We start from the raw sequence: 17,557 nt of genomic DNA, 5'->3' as shown, positions 1-17,557 counted from the left end.
TGCAATAAAACAGAAATCCTGTTTTGTTGCAGCTGCTTTTCATTTCTCTTTTATATTTTTAACGGACGCGATTGACGACGGTTTCCAGTCGATGCGCGATGCCGTTAATGCTTTCCAGCGTAAACATCATTTCCTGCGTGGCCGCCGCCTGTTCCTGACTGACCGCTCCGGTCGTTTCAATCGCCTTGCCCATTTCCGCGACCACCGTATTCATTTCGTTCAAAGTCTTTTGAATGTTTTTCGCCGCTTCCTGCGACTGTTCCGCCAGTTTGCGCACTTCTTCCGCGACGACTGCGAAACCGCGTCCGTGTTCGCCTGCGCGGGCCGCTTCGATCGCGGCGTTTAGCCCCAAAAGATTAGTCTGCGCCGCAATGGTTCGGATGAACTCCATCAAATCCGTCGTTCTTTTTGTCCGGTCACTCATCTCCTGCGCCAGACGGATGCTGCTCTGGCCTGAGTCGGCCAGTTCCGCCGCACTTTTCGCCATTTGCTCCACGCTTTCGGTAACGCGTCCGGTGTTCGAGGCCAAATTTTCCACGATTTCAATCATATCCATCGTGTTCTGCGCATCGATCCCCGAGCTGATCGTACCGACCACCTTGCCGTTTTCGATCACCGGCACGAACATGGTTTTTATCACGCGGCCGTATACTTCTTTCGGTACATCGGCATAGACCGTCTTGCCGGTTCGGATGCATTCTTCGATTCGCGCAATTCCTTTAATCGGCTTGCCGGGCGGCAATTCGACGCCAAAGCCCTGCGCCGACTGCGAACCAAGATATTCGTTTAAATCCGTTAAGCCTACCGCCATATCATCGCGCACAATCTTGTTAAAATAGGGCAATGCAGTTTTTAGAGCCTCCAGTAAAGGGCTTTTTTCGTCGCCAGTTTCCACTACTCAACACCTCTTTCCCATTTTTCGCACTACCGTCACTACGCTTAGCAGCTTCGTTATATTCAGCTAAAATATAACATATAATATTTTTATACGCAATGACGCACTTTCGTACGCAATACTGTCCAGAGATTTCTTCAAATCACATGCGAAAAAACAAAAGACCCGGCACAGCACTTGAAGGAGAGTTGCCTCCGCCAAGCGCTGGCCCGGGTAATGAGAGAGGGCTTTTTTAGTGCCGCGCGGTTTTCTTACAGGTAATGTCTGGCTTGGCCGACGTCGTTGAACAGTTCCAGTTTTTGCTCGATGACTTCTTTCATCGCTTCGATGCAGGGCGGATAGATCGCGTTCGGTTCGCGCAGCGACGTATCTTGCAATACTTCACGGCATTTTTGGTAAAACGCTTCTTTGATGTCGCTTGAGATATTGATCTTGGAGATGCCGAGCTTGACCGATTCGGCAATTTCGCTGTCGGTGTTCGCCGAGCCGCCGTGCAGGACGAGCGGAATGTCGACGCAGCTTCTGATTTCCTTCAATAAATCAAGGCGCAGCTTTGGCTTCATGTTTTTTGGGTAAATGCCGTGCGAAGTGCCGATTGCAATCGCCAGGGTATCGACGCCGGTTCGTGAAACAAATTCTTTGACGGTCGCCGGATCGGTATAAATGATTTGCTCGCTGCCGCTTTCGCCACCGTTTCCGGTGCTGCCGATCGTGCCGAGTTCGGCTTCGACCGAGACGTTTACCGCATGCGCCATTTCGATGACCTTTTGCGTGATCGCGACATTTTCCTCAAACGGCAGCAGCGACGCGTCGATCATAACCGACGTGAAGCCGCATTTAATCGCTCTCACGACTTGCGCAAAGTCGCCGCCATGATCGAGATGAATCGCAACTGGAACATTGCTCTTGCTTGCTTCTTCCCGTACACCGGCAATGAAGCTGTCTTCGAGAAACGATAATTCATCCGGGTGAATCGCGATAATAACCGGCGCTTTTTTTTCGTTGCACGCTTCCATCACCCCTTTGAAAATCATGCTGCTGCTCACATTGAACGCAGGCACCGCGAATTGATTTTTCTGCGCCACTGACAATAATTCTTTCATGTTTACTAACATATTCATCGATCTCCTCAATTTTTATTATTGGAACCCGCTAAGCGAATGTAATGCCGCACAACTTCACGGCTCTCTTTTTCCACGCGACTGACCAGCTCGTAATAGTTTAGCTCGCCCTCTTGTTGCAGATATTGTTTCGCCGCGCTCAGATTGGCATTCATGAAATCGCAGCCGACGTTGATCTTATTGATCCCGTGCTTGACCGCCTTTACAATGTTGGCTTCGCCCGAACCCGAGCCGCCGTGCAGAACGAGCGGCATCTTGGTTTGCTTTTTTATGTATTGCAGCCGTTCAAAGTCAAAAGCGGGGATCATGCCGGGCGGATAGTTGCCGTGCGACGAGCCGATTGAAATCGCCAAAGCGTCAACGCCGGTTTGCCTGGCGAACGCAACCGCTTCCTCGGGATCGCTGTACATGGAACCGTCAGTAAACTCCGCCTGCTCGGTGCTGCCGATGCAGCCGATTTCTCCTTCTACGCTGACGCCTTTGGGAAACGCGTAGTCGACGATTTCTTTCGTCATTGCAATGTTGCCGGCCAGGCCGAAGCGCGAAGCATCGACCATGACCGAAGAAAATCCGTCATCGATCGCTTTTTTCAGCAGCAATACGTCCTGTCCGTGATCAAAGTTGAGCGCGACCTTTACCGCCGTACGCTCGGCCAGCGTCTTGACGAGCGGAGCAATCAAACGGCTGTCGCAATGCTCGACCAAATGATCCTGGTAGAGATTGATGATAATCGGCGCGTTTTCCTCTTCGGCGGCGCGAATCACGCTGCGCGCCGTCTCCAGATTAAAGCAGTTGATCGCCATGACCGCATAAAATCCGTCGTTCGCTTTGTCCAACATATCCTTCATCGAAACATACATAGCGTCTACTCTCCTACCTATTTTATGCTGATGCTCGACAGATCCAGCTCGTCCTCCTCTGCCTCGACCGCTTCGGCATTTTCGTCAACGTCTTTCTTCAGCGCGACGAGCAGCAATGCGGTGATCAGACTGCCCGCGCCGAGCGAGATCAAAAAGCCGAGCGGATTTTGCATCGCCGGAACGATGAACATGCCGCCGGACGGTACCGGCGATCCGACGTCGAGCAGCATGATCAGCATGCCGCCGATCGCCGCGCCGAACGAGCAGGAAAAGATCACGCGAAACGGATCCACCGCGGCAATCGGGATGACGCCTTCGGTAATCATGCAAATCCCCATCGGAAAGGCAATCTTTATATTGTCCGCTTCGCTCTTGCTGTAACGCGCCTTTCTGATCAGCCAGGAGAGCGCTACGCCAAACGGCGGGATCATCGATGCGCAAATCTTGATCGCTTCCGGCCCGTATATTTTCTCGACTAACAAGCCGTCGGCAAACAGCGAGGCCACTTTGTTGACGGGCCCGCCGAAATCGAACGCCGCCATTGCGCCCATGATCAAACCGAATACCGCTTTTGAACCGCCCTGCATATTGACCAGCATGTCGCGCAGTTCAAACGATGCGGCTGCAATCGGCCGTCCGATCACAAAGAACATGATAAAGCCGACAATCAGCGAGGCCAGCAGCGGGATGATCATCATCGGCATCAGGCCCTGCGCCCAAAGCGGTACTTTTATGTTTTTCTTGAGAAAGTTAACGCACCAGCCGGACATATAACCGCCCAGCATGCCGCCGAGGAACCCGGCGCCCATCGCATTGGCGATCATGCCCATTAACAAGCCCGGCGCAATCCCCGGCCGGTCGGCAATCGAATAGGCGATCGCGGCCGACATGATCGCCGGAATCAGCCCCATGCCATACACGCCGAGCGTTACGGCCGCTTCCCAGATGTTGTACTGGCTTTTATAATCCGAAATCAAGGCCGGATTGCCGCCGGCTATATTGCCGATCGCAATCAGTAAGCCGGATGCAACCACGAGCGGGATCATATAGGAGATGCCGGTCAACGCATGCCGTTTTAATTCCAACTCTTTCAACATAAAAAACAACCTCCACTTTCCTCATTTTTACCCGTTCAGATCGGCTTGGATTTTGTTCAGTAAGGCTTTCGGCGATTTGATCGCGATGTGCGTAGGCACTTCTACGATCCGTTTTCCTTGAAACCGTTCCCTGCCGCCCACTTTGATGTCCGCGGCGATGATCACGACGTCGGCTGCGGCAATCGCAGCGGCGGGCAGCTCGTCTTCGGTGCCGATCGTGCCCTGTGTTTCAATATGGATGGTATGGTTTAACTCCTTTCCCGCTTTGAGCAGCTTTTCTTTGGCGATGTAGGTGTGGGCGATCCCGGACGTGCAGGCTGCGATTCCGACAATGTTCATATTGCTCACTCCTTCTTATTTATTTCCGCTGAAGATAGCGATGATTTCACTGGTTTGCGTACTGCTGAACAACCGTTCCACCACCTGTTCGTCGGCCAGTTTTCCGGCGAATTCGCCGAGCAGCTTCACATGCACCGTGGTGCTGTCCACATCGCGCACCGCAAACAAGATGATGCATTGAATCGGTTCGTCATCCAAAGACTCCCATAGTATCGGCGCTTTTGTCCGTCCGATCGCCAGCGACGTTTTTATGACGCTGTTCGATTTACCGTGCGGAATGGCAATGCCGCCGCCGATTCCGGTCATCCCTTCCGCTTCTCTTAAATAGACGTCTTGCACGAAACCTTCCTTTGAAGATAATGCGCCCGATGCCATCAGCATATCCGCCAACGCGTCTATCGCTTCCGCTTTATCCGCCACATCCAGTTCCAGGTTAATGCGACTTTCATCAATCACCATCGACAAATCCATATCTGAGCCCTCCGCTTGTTGTAGTTTATCCCTGTTTTGTCTTCAGCAAAAAAGAATAGCATTTTCGCAGCAGCGCTGCGGACAATTCCTGCTCGTCAGCGAGCATAAGAACCATTTTCTTTTTCCCGGCGGCCATCTCTTGCAAGACGGTCACGCTCTCTTCTTTTTTCCCGCTTTGTTTCCGGTATACGCAAACCTCCAGCTTGTTCCACGCAATGCGTTCGACAAGCCCCGCCTGCGCAGGCTCTGCGTGCTGCTCTTTTGTCCATTGGAGTTCTTTTTCCTCCGGCATTTCCCGTTCCAACTTTCCCTCTTCCGTCACCGCTTGATGGCCGTTGACCAGCAATTCTTTAATCCGGCCTACATCCGTCTTATTGAAGAGTGCGCTGACATAAGCCACCGGTTTATTGATCGGCTTGGCCAGTTTTACCGTGGACAGCACCAGATCAATCTGCGTCAGATCCTTTTTTCGTTCCAATTCTTTCGCTGAAATGATGTCGACAATGTTCCACTCGGGAAACTGATTGGTTACCCGCTTCGCCAACAGATGCGAAGTGCCGACGCCGGTCGAGCAAATGATCATCACATTTTTCCGCTGAATCGCCTCTTCGATCGCCGATTGAAAATAGACCGCGATATAACTGATCTCGTCTTCACTGATGCGCGGCAGTTGGTAGCGCATTCTGATTTTAAGGATCACCAGCTTCAGCAGCAGCACGATCGCGGGAAACTCTTCTTTTATTTCCGCCAGCAACGGATTTTTAATTTCGATATTGTACTCGATCCGGTTCAGCATCGGTTTCAGATGCAGGATTAAGTTGTTGAACAAGAGCGGCGTAAAGAGAAATTGAAGCTGCGAAATTTGTTCCGCCAGTGCAATCATTTCCGTTGCCATTTGCTGCAGCAGGTCATCGACCGCATTGTTTTTTCCGCCGTACGTCTCTTGCGCAATTACGCCGCCTGACGACATCAGATAGCGGTAAATATAAAACACTTCCTCTTCGTTGATCGGAATCGCAAACGTATCGCTTAGGCATTTGGCCACTTCTTGTGAAACGCGATAAAACGACGTGTCCAGCATTTTTTCCGCTTTGCTTTGCGCATAAATGGTTTTTCCCTGTTTGGTGCGCCGGATTAAAATCAACAAGTGCGTGATCAGATTAATATAGTAGGGTTCCGTTATTTGATACTGCAACAGCGCTTCCGCTTTTTCGACGATTTCCTTCACCTGATTGACGTTGAATTCGCCGAAGTGTTCTTCCAATTCCAAAATCGTTTCCTTATCGATGCGTGAGGTTTCCACTTGCTTCGCACAGATCAGCTCGTTCAGCCGCTCGACCATCGCTTTGCGGATGTCGCTTTCCGCACCGACCAAATAAGTACCCTGCATGCTTTTTTTCAATTGCAAATTGTACTTTGCCAGTTTTTCTTCGATCACCTTGAAATCATTTACGATCGAAGTCTTGCTGACGAAATACTTGTCCGCCAGATACTGGATCGACAATTTTTCTTTCGTGCCTTCAAACAGTTCAAACAGTATTTTCAGCCGCCTGTTTTCCACCGATAAATCCGGCAGCGAGTTGCTCTCGGCGACGATATCGCCGATATGATCGCGCCCCGCCGGAAGAATCCGAATCCCCCGCCCTGCCGTTTTTTCCAGCAGCACGCCGCTTTTTTCCATGCCCGCCAAATCATTGCGTATCGTTTTGACCGAACATTGCAGCACCGCCGCAACTTTTTTAACAGGTGCAAAATCCTCCGTCTGCAACAAATATTTCAAAATTTGTTTCTGCCGCTGCTGTAGCTCCTTCATTTGGATTTCCTCCTGCCTTTGCTTACATTCGAATTGTAGCATTATTGAATCAATTCAAAAATGACAAAACATTGCCACAATGCCATTCCCATTTTAGTATACTCATGCAAAAAAGAAAAACGGCAACCTTCCCTGCTCCGGTCAGAAGCGGAAAGGTTGCCGTGCATGACTTACTTTCTAATCCAATTTTCCTTTAAAAACTTTTACGGATCCCGGCGTTCACCTGCCAAGGCATATTGGTGATGCCGCCGCTGGTTCGGCTGAGTTCGAGATAACTATTCAAGCCGTTGCCGTGCGAAATCGTCCAGCCGAGATCCATTTCCAGCCAGGTGTCTTTCAGATTTTGTCCCAGCGTAACGCCGGGCAGACCGCCGCTTGTCATGGAAACGGAAGAGGAGGCGCTGAATTCTCTGGCCAACGACGCTTTGACGTAAAAGCTGCTTTTCTCCACCATCCGGCCGATCGCCAAGCCCAAACGACCGACGACCGAGTTGGCCGCCCGATTATAAGCGCTCGTTCCGTCGCTGGTCGTATAGCTGGCCGAACTTGTCCGGCCCAGATTGATTTCCGCCTGCGGTTCGAGATACCAGCCGCTGGCCAATTTTTTGCGCAAACCGTATTCCGCCGAGAGACTGCTGCCCCAATTGCTGTAGTTGCCATTGACTTGCGTCGCCGACGCATTGTTCAGATAGGAGTCAAAATTGTTGCGCAGGCGGCCTTGTTTGGCGATCAGATCGAGGTACTGCCCGTTGTTGCCCAGCCAGCTCGCGTATGCGCCAAGCGTCAGGCTGCTGCTGCTGCCGCTGCCGCGTTCCAGCGTGTTGCTGCCTTGCAGATAGCCGAGCGCATAGCCGGTAAACCAGACGCCGTTCTTCCCTTCGTGCCGCGTGTCATAGCCGCCCTGCATCGCGGTGTAGGTTTGTTTCAGCTGACTGCCTGGCGTTTCCTGCGCGCCGCGATAGATCCGAAGCCACTCGCCGGCATTGCCCGGCGATGTGCGCAGTTCGCCCATCCGCCGCGTCAGGTTGTTGTTTACGGCCCGCCAGAGCATCAGATTGCTGGTCGCGGTATGCAACCCGCTGTATACGGTCTGGCTCGCGCCTTCGCTGCCTGCGCTTGGCAGCGTAAAACCGGTTATGCTCCAGGTCGTCCCGCTTTGACTGAGCGTCGGCGTATAACGGTAGGCGCCGTAATCGGTTGGCAACGCCTGAAATGTCGCGCTGCCGGAGGCTACGGTTGCAAATACGGCCGAACCGGTTATGCTCCTGCCCGTCAGAAAAGACGGATCATAGTTGACCTTCAGTTTATTTTGCGCATTCACCGCGTTCGTGATCGCGATCCGGTCGGATCGGCCGTGCGCCAGGTCGGTATTGATGATAAACGTCGTCGTGCCTTGCAGCGTCCCGATGCTAAGGTTATTGCCGACATTCCGGTTGTTAAAGAGACTGACTGCGCCGTTGTTGGCCGCCAGGTTCGTGATGCTATAGGCAGCCGAGGCATCGCTTAGCTGGATCAAGCCCTGCTCCAGTTGCGTATTTCCTGACAAAGCCGCTCCGGCCTTCAATTGTATCGCACCGCCGCTGTTGACGTTCGTAGTTCCATCCACGCAAGCGCTGGCGTTGACGGTCAGCACACCGCCGTTGTTGACGTTCGTAATCCAATGCAAATTGTTCAGATAGCCGCCGGCGTTGATGTTCAGTTTGCCGCCGCTGTTGACGTTCGTAGTACCATACAAATAACCGTAGGCGTTGACGTTTACTGTGCCGCTGTTGACATTCGTAATCCCATTCACACCAGCGAGTGCGTTGACGTTTAACGTGCCGCCGTTGACGTTCGTAATCCCCGTTATATAGCCACTGTCGTTGACATTCAGCACGCCACCGCTGTTGACGTTCGTAGTGCCCATTATATCACTATGCGTGCTGTTCAGCGTGCCGCCGCTGTTTACATTCGTAATCCCACCCAGGCTAGCTCTGCCAAGGAGATTCAGAGTGCCGCCGCTGTTAACATTTGCACCATCTATATAGTTCCAGTAAACATCCATCGTACTGTTGTCGATCTCGATCACCGCCGCGTGCGCGACGGGCAGCAGATCGCTTGGCGCCGCCGGGGTCAGTCCCAGTCCGGCCAGACAGCCGATCATACGGATCAACAGCACTTTTTTTCGGTTAAGCCTTGCTTTCTTCCTCATTGCAGCGTACCTTCCTTGGTTCAAAAATCATACTTATTTATCTTCCGCACTCCTGTCCAGCGCAGCTCGAAATCCATCCGTCTCCTATTTTTTCTTGACGGACGCTCTCACGTTTTCATAACTATAACCGATTTCCGCTCATTATTGCAGGACAATCCTGCTGTGATACTATGACAATTCAGCTCTCTTCTTCGGCCTTAGTAACAAAAATTCAAAAACGAAGCGATAGGAACTTCACAGCTTCGTTCCTATCGCTTCGTTTTTCGCTATTCACTTATACGTCAGCGTTCATCGCTTAGCATAAAAATCAGGAGCTAATCTTACCGGAAATGCCGGCTTTGAATATATTGGAATTAAGACCTGCAACCGGCCCGATCATCCAGCCCAAAAAGGAGTCATCCGCCGAGCGCGTGAAAAACAGTTGTTCAATCCCCGCGACAAGTGCAAATCCATCTCCATATGTATTGACGTGTGTTCCTCCGTCATCAATAATCAGCCACTTCGGATCATGGTTGAAAAATCCCCACATAGGGCCTGTGGCAGCGCCTGCACTTAATCCTAGCGTAGTTGATGTCCAGGAGCCTCTCGTTTCCTTGCCCTCTTTTTCCAGAATCAGAGGTGTAAGCGTTTGGGCTCCCACTATAAAAGAGGCTGAGGTCATCCAGCCAAATGCATTCGTGCTAAATCCTTGCGATGCAGCCTCCTGATTGACCTTTACCATGCCAGGGTTTGTAGCGGAAATCTTGAAAAAACTATCGGGATTACTCAAACTTTCAATGCCGTGTTCATCAATCGCAGTTTTGAAGGCTTTGGCTTGTGCGGTAAGGAGATCTTGGTATTGGTTGAAAAAAGAATTTACATTAGACATTATCATCCCTCTTTTCTGTTTTTTTAATTACCTGTTATCAATTATAAATGTTGTATGTTTTTTTCTCATGGGCCAATCGCGCTATGGTACTATGACAATTCTGCTGTATTCGTTATTTTTACCGCCTTGCTCTTATAATATTCTCTAACACTTGACGACGCGGATTTTTCAAGAGCGCTTCTTTGCAAATTAAAGACCGGAAACTATCCGTATAGTTTCCGGTCTCTTAAAAGCCTTCTCTCTTTATCATTGTAAAAACGCTTTGCCGTTCATTTGATAAACCAATATTCGATTTCACCGCTTGCCTTGTTGCAAAAGTCCTCTAAGAAATTTTTCAATTGTTCTTTTGTATCTTCCGCATGCTCGTCTGCGCCGATTCGGATGACGGCATAGCTCGTCCCCGCTTGTTTTCCGGTTGCCGCCGCTTCGCTTTCGTTCAAACTTTTATTCTGGTTCAGGCAGTGCAGCAGATCGGTTTTGGAGCCGATGTTTTTCAGCGTGATCGGCGTCATGCACACTTTATATTCGTCATCGTCATCAGCCAGGTTGACTAACGCTTCGAGCTTCTGCTTGGCCTTATCGTGAGACACGGGCTTTACTTTCACTTCTTTTCCGATTTGGTTTTGATAGTTCCGGCGATACGCGGAGGGCTTGATCTGGAACCATTTTTTAAAGGTCTGATTTAAGTATTTTATATCGGAAAAACCGCAGCGTTCGGATATTGCAGCAAGCGGGTAATCGCTTTCCAGCAGCAGTCGCTCCGCTTTATAGACGCGGATATAACCCAGAATCTCCTGAAAACTGGCGGCGCCAACCTCTTTGAACAGGTGCGAGATATACGACTTTGAATAAAACGATTCGCGCGCGATGTCTTCGAGGATCGTTTTGGCTGTATAGTTCTCATAGATATATTGAACGATCTTGTAATAGATCGCCAGTTTCTCGTCACTGATGTCGCTCTGCCGGTTGTAATAGCGCTCCAGGGAATATTCTCTGACCAGCGTATCCATGATTCCGTCTGTGATCTCCTTTGTCGCCTCTTCTTCACCGCCTTTGATCGTATTATCGATCAGGCTGAGCAAACATTGGCGCAGTTTTGTCGTATGCCCTTTGTATTTTGCAAGATCAAAGGATTCACAGGCAAAGAGAACGTAATCAATGTGCGGAAAAGCGCTGCGGTATTGTAGCAGGCTGATCTGGAAAACGGCGACCATATTGTCCCGCTTGTCGTGCCGCCATATCTTATGCGAGTCTTCTTTGTTCACGACCACATAATCGCCTTCGCTCAACGTGAAGTATTCAAAACTCACCTTCACTTTCACCGTGCCTTTAAGCACGAAGATGATTTCGATCGCGTCTTCATGGCAATGCAACGGATATTCGTCGATCTTATAAAGTTGGATGCGCAGCGGATCGTTATCCTCAAAAGGAATTTTCTCTGTATACATTTTTATAACCTCGCAATCCTTTTCTAAGCCGTAAGCACTTCCTAGCGCGCTGCCGGAATCATTTCTTGCGCTTCCGCTAGCGCACTATTCCAACGTAAGATCCGGCGGCAATTTTCTAAAGAAATCGGTGCTGAGCGCCGTGTAGAGAATGCCCAATCCGAGCCACGCAAAGCCCAGCACTTTTGCCTGATAGGCAAGGCTTAAAAGAAAATACAAACAAAGTCCCGCGCCAGTCAGCGGAAAAAGCAGGTATTGGATGGTGTCGACCGGCGATCGCCGTTTCCCGCGCAGATAAAAATGAGAAATCACGGCGATATTGACCATTATGAAGCCTAGTAAAGCGCCAAAACTGATGAGCGACACCGCGTTCATGACGCTGTCGGAAAAAAAGACCGCACTCAGTGATATGGTCGATACGAGCGCGATATTATAAACCGGCGTCTTATAACGGGGACTGACGTAGGCAAAGAACCGTTTCGGCAAGGCGCCGTCCCGCCCCATGCCGAAAAGAATGCGCGCTATCGTAGCCTGCGCTGAGACGACGCAGGTCAGGCTGGCCAGGTTGCCGATCCAGAAATACAAGGACTGCATGTAATCCGCCTGCAGGTGCAGCGACACTTCCAGGAATCCCGTGTTGGGATCGACAATCTCTTTCCAGGCTGACGGCCAGGCGATTTGGCAAAAATAAGAGATCAGGAGAAAGAAGCTTCCGGCAATCAGGCAAACAAACAGCAACGCTCTTCCGACTGTTTTTTCGGGCTGATGCGTCTCTTCCGCCAGCGTGGTCACCGCATCAAAGCCGAGAAAAGCAATGGTCAAAACGCCCACTGACATTAAAAAATCATCCGTGTTGAATTCCGGCGCGTTATAGATAGCCGGCCAGGAGTAGAACGTTCCCGCTCCGCCCCCCTCCATGACGAGCTTGGCAACTACGAAGAGAAAAAGCAGCGAGAAAGCCGCCTGGGCGATTACCGTCCCCGTATTGACTCTTACCGTCGGCTCTATGCCCAAAACATTGATCACGCCAACGATAAGAACGCTGAGAATAATCCACGCCCATATCGGCACAAGCGGACAGTAATTATTCATGAACAAACCTAAAAACAGGATGCAGACCATAGGCAGCAGGATGTAGTCGAGCAACATCACCCAGCCGGTAATAAAGCCCAGGTGCGGGTTGACGGAACGTTGCACGTAGGTGTAGGCCGAACCGGCGACCGGATAAACGGATACCATTTTCGAATAACTGGCGACAGTGAACAAAATCGCCAGCGTGGCCACCAAATATGCCAGCGTCATCATGCCATGCGTCATGCCGGACATAAGACCGAATTGCGTAAACACCTCAATGGGGCTTAAATACGAAAGGCCAAACCAAACAAGGCTGCTTACGCCGAGAACCCGTTTGAACGCCGGTTCATAGCCCAGACTGCGCAGTTTGCTTTCCGCGACATTGTCGTTCGATTCCATGTTAGAAACCTCCGTCTTTCTTTATAAAAGGACATTGCCTGCTGCGCGTCAGCGTCGCCATTCGGGTGAGCGGTAGACCGTTTTCCCCCGGCAGATGGTTTCCAAGACAGCGGCTGCGTGAATCTCGTTTGCCGCAATCGTTAGGATATTTTCAGCCAAGACCACCATGTCGGCCCGCTTGCCTGCTTCCAAAGAGCCGGTGACGCCTTCAAGACCAAGTGCCCGCGCTCCATTGAGTGTACACATTGCAATGGCCTGCTGACGTGAGATCCGCTCTGCCGGATTGTGCTGCCGCTTGCGATCTTTTGCCCCAGGCTTATTCCGGGTAACGGCGATCTCAATTCCCCAGAGCGGCGTCGGCTTTTCGCTGACGGTACCATCGCTGGCCAGACAAGTCAAGACGCCTGCAGCGAAGAAACGTTTTGCAGGAAAAGCAGTTGCGGCTCGCTCAGGCCCCAAAATGGGCGCAAAGATCTCTTCATAATAGAGAGGTTCTTTATAATGCCAAAACGAGTTGAGCGACGCCGTCACTTTCAAGATTGCCATTCGCCGGACATCTTCGGGCCGGATCAAAAGCAAGTGCGTGATCGTATGGCCGAGTTCTTTCCTGCCGTATTTTTCCTGAGCTTCTTCGATTGCGTCGAGACACTCTTTGACCGCCCTGTCTCCCATGGCATGGATATGCAGCGGTATGTTTTCGCGGTGTAGGGTTTGGATGAACATTCTGATTTTTTCCCGGGAAATATTGTTATAGAAACCGCCTATATTCGCCGGATTCTCCACTTCATCCGCGTAAGGCTGCATCACATACATATTTTTTTGAATGCCGTCGGCAAATAATTTAACGGAAAAGAATTTGAAATCCTCCGTGCCGGAATAACGGCGCTGCGTTGTACGAAATTCACGCACCGTCCGTTCCGGATCATTCACATCGCCCAGCAAGGAGACACGCCACAGCATTTTTTCTTGTCCGCTCTTGATCGATTCGTACACAGCGTCCAGATGGGTATTATCCTGCAACGGCGCAAGCAATACATCCTGCAGCAGCGTCACTCCGTAGGAGTGCATCTCCCGCAGGAAGCCCTGCATCCCGGCTCCGGCCAGTTCTTTCTTCCTCCATATGGGCTGTTGCGGCAGATGCGCATCCAGACGTTGAATGGCGGCTTCTTTATAGACGCCCCAGGCTTGCCCCCGGTATGCGGAAAAATCCGTACCATGATACGTTCCGCTAAAGTCCTGCGGCACTTTGCTTTCATGCTCTTCCGCCTTCGCCTCAAAACCGTTCGCTTTGGCAACTTCAATAGCCACACTGTTATACCAGGCGCAATGAAGATCGCTCGAATACAGCTTGACCGGCACATTTTCCAGAAAGGTGCCGCGCAAGGCTTCATCCAACAAGAATCGGCTCGGGCCAAGATTACTCTCCGGTGAAAGACCATACATATTAAGGTTGTACGCCTGGAAGACCGCCTGTTCCCAATTGCTCCCGCTCACGAATTCCGCTTCACGCTGCGCGCTATCCGCAGCAAAAGCCCGAATGATTTTCAGATATTCCGGCACCGTTTTCGCCGCTCCCAGGTAGATCCCAGTAAATTTTTCCGCAAATAGGCCTGCGTGGGTATGATTATCGGAAAAACCCGGCAAGACAAATTTTCCTTCTAAATCTGTCACACGGGTATCGGCTGTGCAAAACGCTTCAGCCGCCGCATTGTCGCCGACAAAGAGGATATTTCCATCCTGGCCGACAGCAATCGCTTCGGCCACCGTCTGCTTGGAATCAACCGTATATATATAGCCGTTCTTGAATAACCGTTTCGCCGTCATCACTATAAACGCTCCGTCTTGCATCATTTCCCCTTCAAACCGATCCTTAGTCAGGCAACGATTTCGCATAGCCTTCATTATAGTGCACTTTCCCTATTTCGAGAAGCGGAGAATCGGTTTCTTTCTTCATTCATAAGCAAAGCTTCCTTGAAAAAAAATTCCGCCGCCTTCTCTCCATGAGAATAGCGGCGAAAAAAAGGCCAAACCGGATAAAAAGGAACGGATTATACTAAACTGACGAGCGTGCCTGCAACTAGACTCTACACCGTTTCCAACGGCAGTTCAATTAAAAAGCGAACGCCCTGTCCGAGCTGACTCTCGCACGTCACGCTGCCCTGCAATTGCTGCGTCACGATATTGTAGAGGATATGCATCCCAAGGCCGCTGCAGCCTTTACCGCGCCCCGTGGTAAAGAAGGGATCGAATATTCTCGACAGTACATCGGCTGGGATGCCTTTTCCGTCATCGGCATAGCAAAGCAGAAGACGGTCTTCACGGCGTTCCGCCGTGAAGCGCATTTGACCGCGCGTCTGCGGCTCATAGGCATGAATAAGCGAATTCATTAGCAGATTGCTTGCAATCTGCACGAAAGCGCCGGGATAGCTGTCGAGCGTCAAATCGTCCGGACACTCGATCATCACCGTATGTCCGCTTTTTTTCAAGACGGACTGCAAACTCTGCACCACGCCTTCGAGATACTCTTTCAACTGGAAGCATTGCTTTTCTTCCTGCGCCTGATCGACCGAGACCAGTTTAAAGCTGCGGATCAGATCCGCAGTCCGCCTTGCGTTTTGCAGGATCATCTGTCCCAATTCTTCGGCACTATCCATGAATTCGCTGAAGCTTGTACGCGTCGGTTTGTTTGTGACGCTGTATGCGCGGTAATCCTGAATCGTCTTCAGTAAATGCGATGCGGCGGTCACGCCGACGCCGACCGGCGTATTGACTTCATGCGCGATGCCTGTCACCAGACTGCTCAAGGCGGACATTTTCTCGGCCTCGATCAACTGCTGCTGCATTTCCTTTACTAAGTTCAAAGAATCTACCAATTCTTCATTCGCCTGTTGCAGTTCCAAATTGGCCGTGGTCAGTTCCTGTGTCCTGCGCTTGACCTCTGCCTCCAATCGTTCATTCGCTTTGCGCAGAACCTCTTCCGCCTGCTTTTGCTCGGTAATGTCGTGCCAGACGAACACACTATATTTCTTGCCTTCAATCTCAATTACTTCCGCCGAAAAAAGACCGCTACGCCTAGCGCCGTCGGCTGTCTTCCAAACCACTTCCTCATTCTGGCATGTCTGCCCGGCCCGCATCATTTCATAAACGCGGCTTCGCTGCTCCGGCGTATTCCATAAGTCAAATTCGCTGGAGACATGGCCGATGACCTGCGCACGTTCATAGCCCAAATTGTGAAAAAAGGCTTCGCTGACCTCAACAAAACGCTTATCCTCCAGCGAAACCAGGCCGACGGCATCTCCGGCATGGCGGAAGGCTTTGGTAAACTTTTCTTTGGAGAAAATAAGTGCGGCCTGAATTTGCCTTCGCTCTGCGATTTCCTGCGTCAAAATCCGGTTTTTCTCCGCCGACTCTTCGATCAGTCCGCGTAAGTCACGCCGCATGTTCACGAGCGCATCCGCTAATTGTCCCAACTCATCGCGCGATTGAAAACTACGCGGCGTTTCTTCCAACTTTCCGGCGGCGATTTTTTTGACGCTCGCCAGCATCTGCGAGAGCGGCAGGCAAATCGACCTTGCCAGCACGACGCCAAGCCCTGCGGAGAGCAAGAGCGCCAACAGCGTAACCACAACGATAATGACGCGGGTATTGGCGGCGACTGCGCTGCTTTCAATATATAAATTATGCGCTTGTCTGACATTGTATTCTGCAATAACGTTGCGCGGCGTCAAGACATCGGCAACGATAGCTTTACTGCTTCGATACAGCGCGAAGGCTTCCGCCGTCTTATTTTCCTGTACCAGTGCAATGATCTCTGTGCGAACCTGACGATATTCACCGAGTTTCTTTTGTAGTTCACTCCAGTTTTGCCGTTCCACATCATCGAGTTCGGTCGCTTCGTATTTGTCCTGCAGACGGTCAATCTCTTTCGTGTTTTTCTCGATGGCGTTAATCAGCGTCTGGCGGTTCTCGGGCTCCGGCGTTTCGATCAATTCCAGCAAGGCTGTTTGCGTATCTTTGCTGAGCAGACGAACTTCATCCAGTATTTGTATCGGCTGCAAGCGCTCGCCGTACATTTTTTCCGCCATTTGCGCAATATTGGTGGCGGCAAAAAAACCGACAATGCCGACCGTCAGCGTAAACACAAGCATAACGCTTAAGATCACGGTAATCTTGACCGCTACTTTTTGATTATGAAGGATAGTCATCGTAAATCCTCCCTCTGCACTGCATCCCCTAACGCAAATACCTTTCCTGTTTATTTATTAGCCTAGTAAGCAAAGAACTCCTGCAAGTTTTTTGCTTAAAACAGCAGCGAACATTTGTTCGTATTTTTATTGAAAATACTGCCAGTTTATTTTATACTGTATAGTAGTATGATCTTCTTTAGCGCATCGCCATTATAAAATTTTAAGGAATAGGTGTTGATCATTTTGTCCGAGATAAAAATCGTAAGCCGCCCGGAAGTAAAAGCGTTGGCAATCAGCAGCAACGTCTCTATGTGGAAGATGCCTACGACGATGAAAAACAATTTTTTAAACCTTGCCGCCTGCCTGAAAGCAAATAACGCAGACATTTGCGAGCCGCCGTTCGCACGCTATTCGGCCATCGAATGGCAATCATTGCTAAGCGAATCCAAACTGGTCATGTTTTTCAAATCCTTCACTAAAAAATGGCTCTTTCAAACCGGCTTTCCGGTACAATCCGCTTTGTCTCCGACAAACGCCAATATGGAAATGATAACATTGCCGGCCGGAAAATACGTTACCGCGCTGCACAAAGGTTCCTATATGAAAGTCGGCGACACTTATAAGAAAATGGTCTTATGGGCCAACGCGCAAAACATTGCACTGGCGCCCGAATCGATCGAAGTCTACACCAGCGATCCGCGCATAACGGCGAAGGAAAGCCTCGAAACGCAGCTCTTTATTCCGCTAGCTTAAAATTCTCCAAATGATCCAATATGAAAAACAGGCATTGCACCTTA

General features: G+C 50.6%; 13 protein-coding genes and 1 pseudogene. 1 reads left to right on the top strand and 13 read right to left on the bottom strand.

The genetic code is table 11. The annotated features are described in order from the left end of the window. Positions 1 to 58: 58 nt before the first annotated feature. The 13 genes and pseudogenes from QTL79_RS17910 to QTL79_RS06040 all read right to left on the bottom strand — a co-directional run. Positions 59 to 382: pseudogene (locus QTL79_RS17910) on the bottom strand (methyl-accepting chemotaxis protein); the annotation flags it as partial. Positions 383 to 1,146: 764 nt separating this feature from the next. Next, positions 1,147 to 2,010, bottom strand: coding sequence for a ketose-bisphosphate aldolase (locus QTL79_RS06095; protein ID WP_346354139.1), 864 nt, complete (start codon positions 2,008 to 2,010; stop codon positions 1,147 to 1,149). Positions 2,011 to 2,024: 14 nt separating this feature from the next. Beyond that, positions 2,025 to 2,876, bottom strand: coding sequence for a class II fructose-bisphosphate aldolase (locus tag QTL79_RS06090; RefSeq protein WP_346354075.1), 852 nt, complete (start codon positions 2,874 to 2,876; stop codon positions 2,025 to 2,027). 17 nt (positions 2,877 to 2,893) lie between these two features. Further along, positions 2,894 to 3,973: a PTS fructose transporter subunit IIC gene (locus QTL79_RS06085; RefSeq protein ID WP_346354074.1), complete on the bottom strand. Its 1,080-nt coding sequence runs from the start codon at positions 3,971 to 3,973 to the stop codon at positions 2,894 to 2,896. Positions 3,974 to 4,000: 27 nt separating this feature from the next. Continuing rightward, the gene (locus QTL79_RS06080; protein ID WP_346354073.1) at positions 4,001 to 4,312 is read right to left on the bottom strand and encodes a PTS fructose transporter subunit IIB; all 312 of its coding nucleotides are present in this window, start codon (positions 4,310 to 4,312) and stop codon (positions 4,001 to 4,003) included. A 15-nt stretch (positions 4,313 to 4,327) separates the two neighbouring features. Continuing rightward, complete coding sequence (locus tag QTL79_RS06075) at positions 4,328 to 4,783, bottom strand: PTS sugar transporter subunit IIA (protein ID WP_346354072.1); 456 nt, start codon at positions 4,781 to 4,783, stop codon at positions 4,328 to 4,330. Between the two features lie 25 nt (positions 4,784 to 4,808). Beyond that, positions 4,809 to 6,596: a BglG family transcription antiterminator gene (locus tag QTL79_RS06070; RefSeq protein WP_346354071.1), complete on the bottom strand. Its 1,788-nt coding sequence runs from the start codon at positions 6,594 to 6,596 to the stop codon at positions 4,809 to 4,811. 193 nt (positions 6,597 to 6,789) lie between these two features. Next, complete coding sequence (locus QTL79_RS06065) at positions 6,790 to 8,787, bottom strand: autotransporter outer membrane beta-barrel domain-containing protein (RefSeq protein WP_346354070.1); 1,998 nt, start codon at positions 8,785 to 8,787, stop codon at positions 6,790 to 6,792. Between the two features lie 307 nt (positions 8,788 to 9,094). After that, a complete protein-coding gene (locus QTL79_RS06060) occupies positions 9,095 to 9,655 on the bottom strand; it encodes a hypothetical protein (RefSeq protein WP_346354069.1) in 561 nt (186 codons plus the stop codon). Positions 9,656 to 9,924: 269 nt separating this feature from the next. Continuing rightward, positions 9,925 to 11,103: an AraC family transcriptional regulator gene (locus QTL79_RS06055; protein ID WP_346354068.1), complete on the bottom strand. Its 1,179-nt coding sequence runs from the start codon at positions 11,101 to 11,103 to the stop codon at positions 9,925 to 9,927. A gap of 84 nt (positions 11,104 to 11,187) precedes the next feature. Then, entirely contained in the window at positions 11,188 to 12,573 is a 1,386-nt protein-coding gene (locus QTL79_RS06050; protein WP_346354067.1) for an APC family permease, read from the bottom strand. A gap of 48 nt (positions 12,574 to 12,621) precedes the next feature. Further along, on the bottom strand, positions 12,622 to 14,475 hold the full coding sequence (locus QTL79_RS06045) for an amidohydrolase (protein ID WP_346354066.1): 1,854 nt from the start codon (positions 14,473 to 14,475) through the stop codon (positions 12,622 to 12,624). 182 nt (positions 14,476 to 14,657) lie between these two features. Next, positions 14,658 to 16,778: an MCP four helix bundle domain-containing protein gene (locus QTL79_RS06040; protein ID WP_346354065.1), complete on the bottom strand. Its 2,121-nt coding sequence runs from the start codon at positions 16,776 to 16,778 to the stop codon at positions 14,658 to 14,660. 225 nt (positions 16,779 to 17,003) lie between these two features. Here QTL79_RS06040 and QTL79_RS06035 point away from each other — a divergent pair, with 225 nt between their 5' ends. Next, positions 17,004 to 17,513, top strand: coding sequence for a GyrI-like domain-containing protein (locus QTL79_RS06035; protein WP_346354064.1), 510 nt, complete (start codon positions 17,004 to 17,006; stop codon positions 17,511 to 17,513). Positions 17,514 to 17,557 lie beyond the last annotated feature (44 nt).

Source organism: Azotosporobacter soli (genome assembly GCF_030542965.1).
Classification (GTDB): Bacteria; Bacillota; Negativicutes; order SG130; family SG130; genus Azotosporobacter; species Azotosporobacter soli.
The sequence above is the reverse complement of the archived record's forward strand: the minus strand, read 5'-3'. Positions and strand labels throughout refer to the sequence as shown.

Bases quoted from the DNA above. Each gene is read 5' to 3' on its own strand.
- QTL79_RS06095 (WP_346354139.1), bottom strand. From the start codon at position 2,010: ATGTTAGTAAACATGAAAGAATTATTGTCAGTGGCGCAGAAAAATCAA.
- QTL79_RS06090 (WP_346354075.1), bottom strand. From the start codon at position 2,876: ATGTATGTTTCGATGAAGGATATGTTGGACAAAGCGAACGACGGATTT.
- QTL79_RS06085 (WP_346354074.1), bottom strand. From the start codon at position 3,973: ATGTTGAAAGAGTTGGAATTAAAACGGCATGCGTTGACCGGCATCTCC.
- QTL79_RS06080 (WP_346354073.1), bottom strand. From the start codon at position 4,312: ATGAACATTGTCGGAATCGCAGCCTGCACGTCCGGGATCGCCCACACC.
- QTL79_RS06075 (WP_346354072.1), bottom strand. From the start codon at position 4,783: ATGGATTTGTCGATGGTGATTGATGAAAGTCGCATTAACCTGGAACTG.
- QTL79_RS06070 (WP_346354071.1), bottom strand. From the start codon at position 6,596: ATGAAGGAGCTACAGCAGCGGCAGAAACAAATTTTGAAATATTTGTTG.
- QTL79_RS06065 (WP_346354070.1), bottom strand. From the start codon at position 8,787: ATGAGGAAGAAAGCAAGGCTTAACCGAAAAAAAGTGCTGTTGATCCGT.
- QTL79_RS06060 (WP_346354069.1), bottom strand. From the start codon at position 9,655: ATGTCTAATGTAAATTCTTTTTTCAACCAATACCAAGATCTCCTTACC.
- QTL79_RS06055 (WP_346354068.1), bottom strand. From the start codon at position 11,103: ATGTATACAGAGAAAATTCCTTTTGAGGATAACGATCCGCTGCGCATC.
- QTL79_RS06050 (WP_346354067.1), bottom strand. From the start codon at position 12,573: ATGGAATCGAACGACAATGTCGCGGAAAGCAAACTGCGCAGTCTGGGC.
- QTL79_RS06045 (WP_346354066.1), bottom strand. From the start codon at position 14,475: ATGAAGGCTATGCGAAATCGTTGCCTGACTAAGGATCGGTTTGAAGGG.
- QTL79_RS06040 (WP_346354065.1), bottom strand. From the start codon at position 16,778: ATGACTATCCTTCATAATCAAAAAGTAGCGGTCAAGATTACCGTGATC.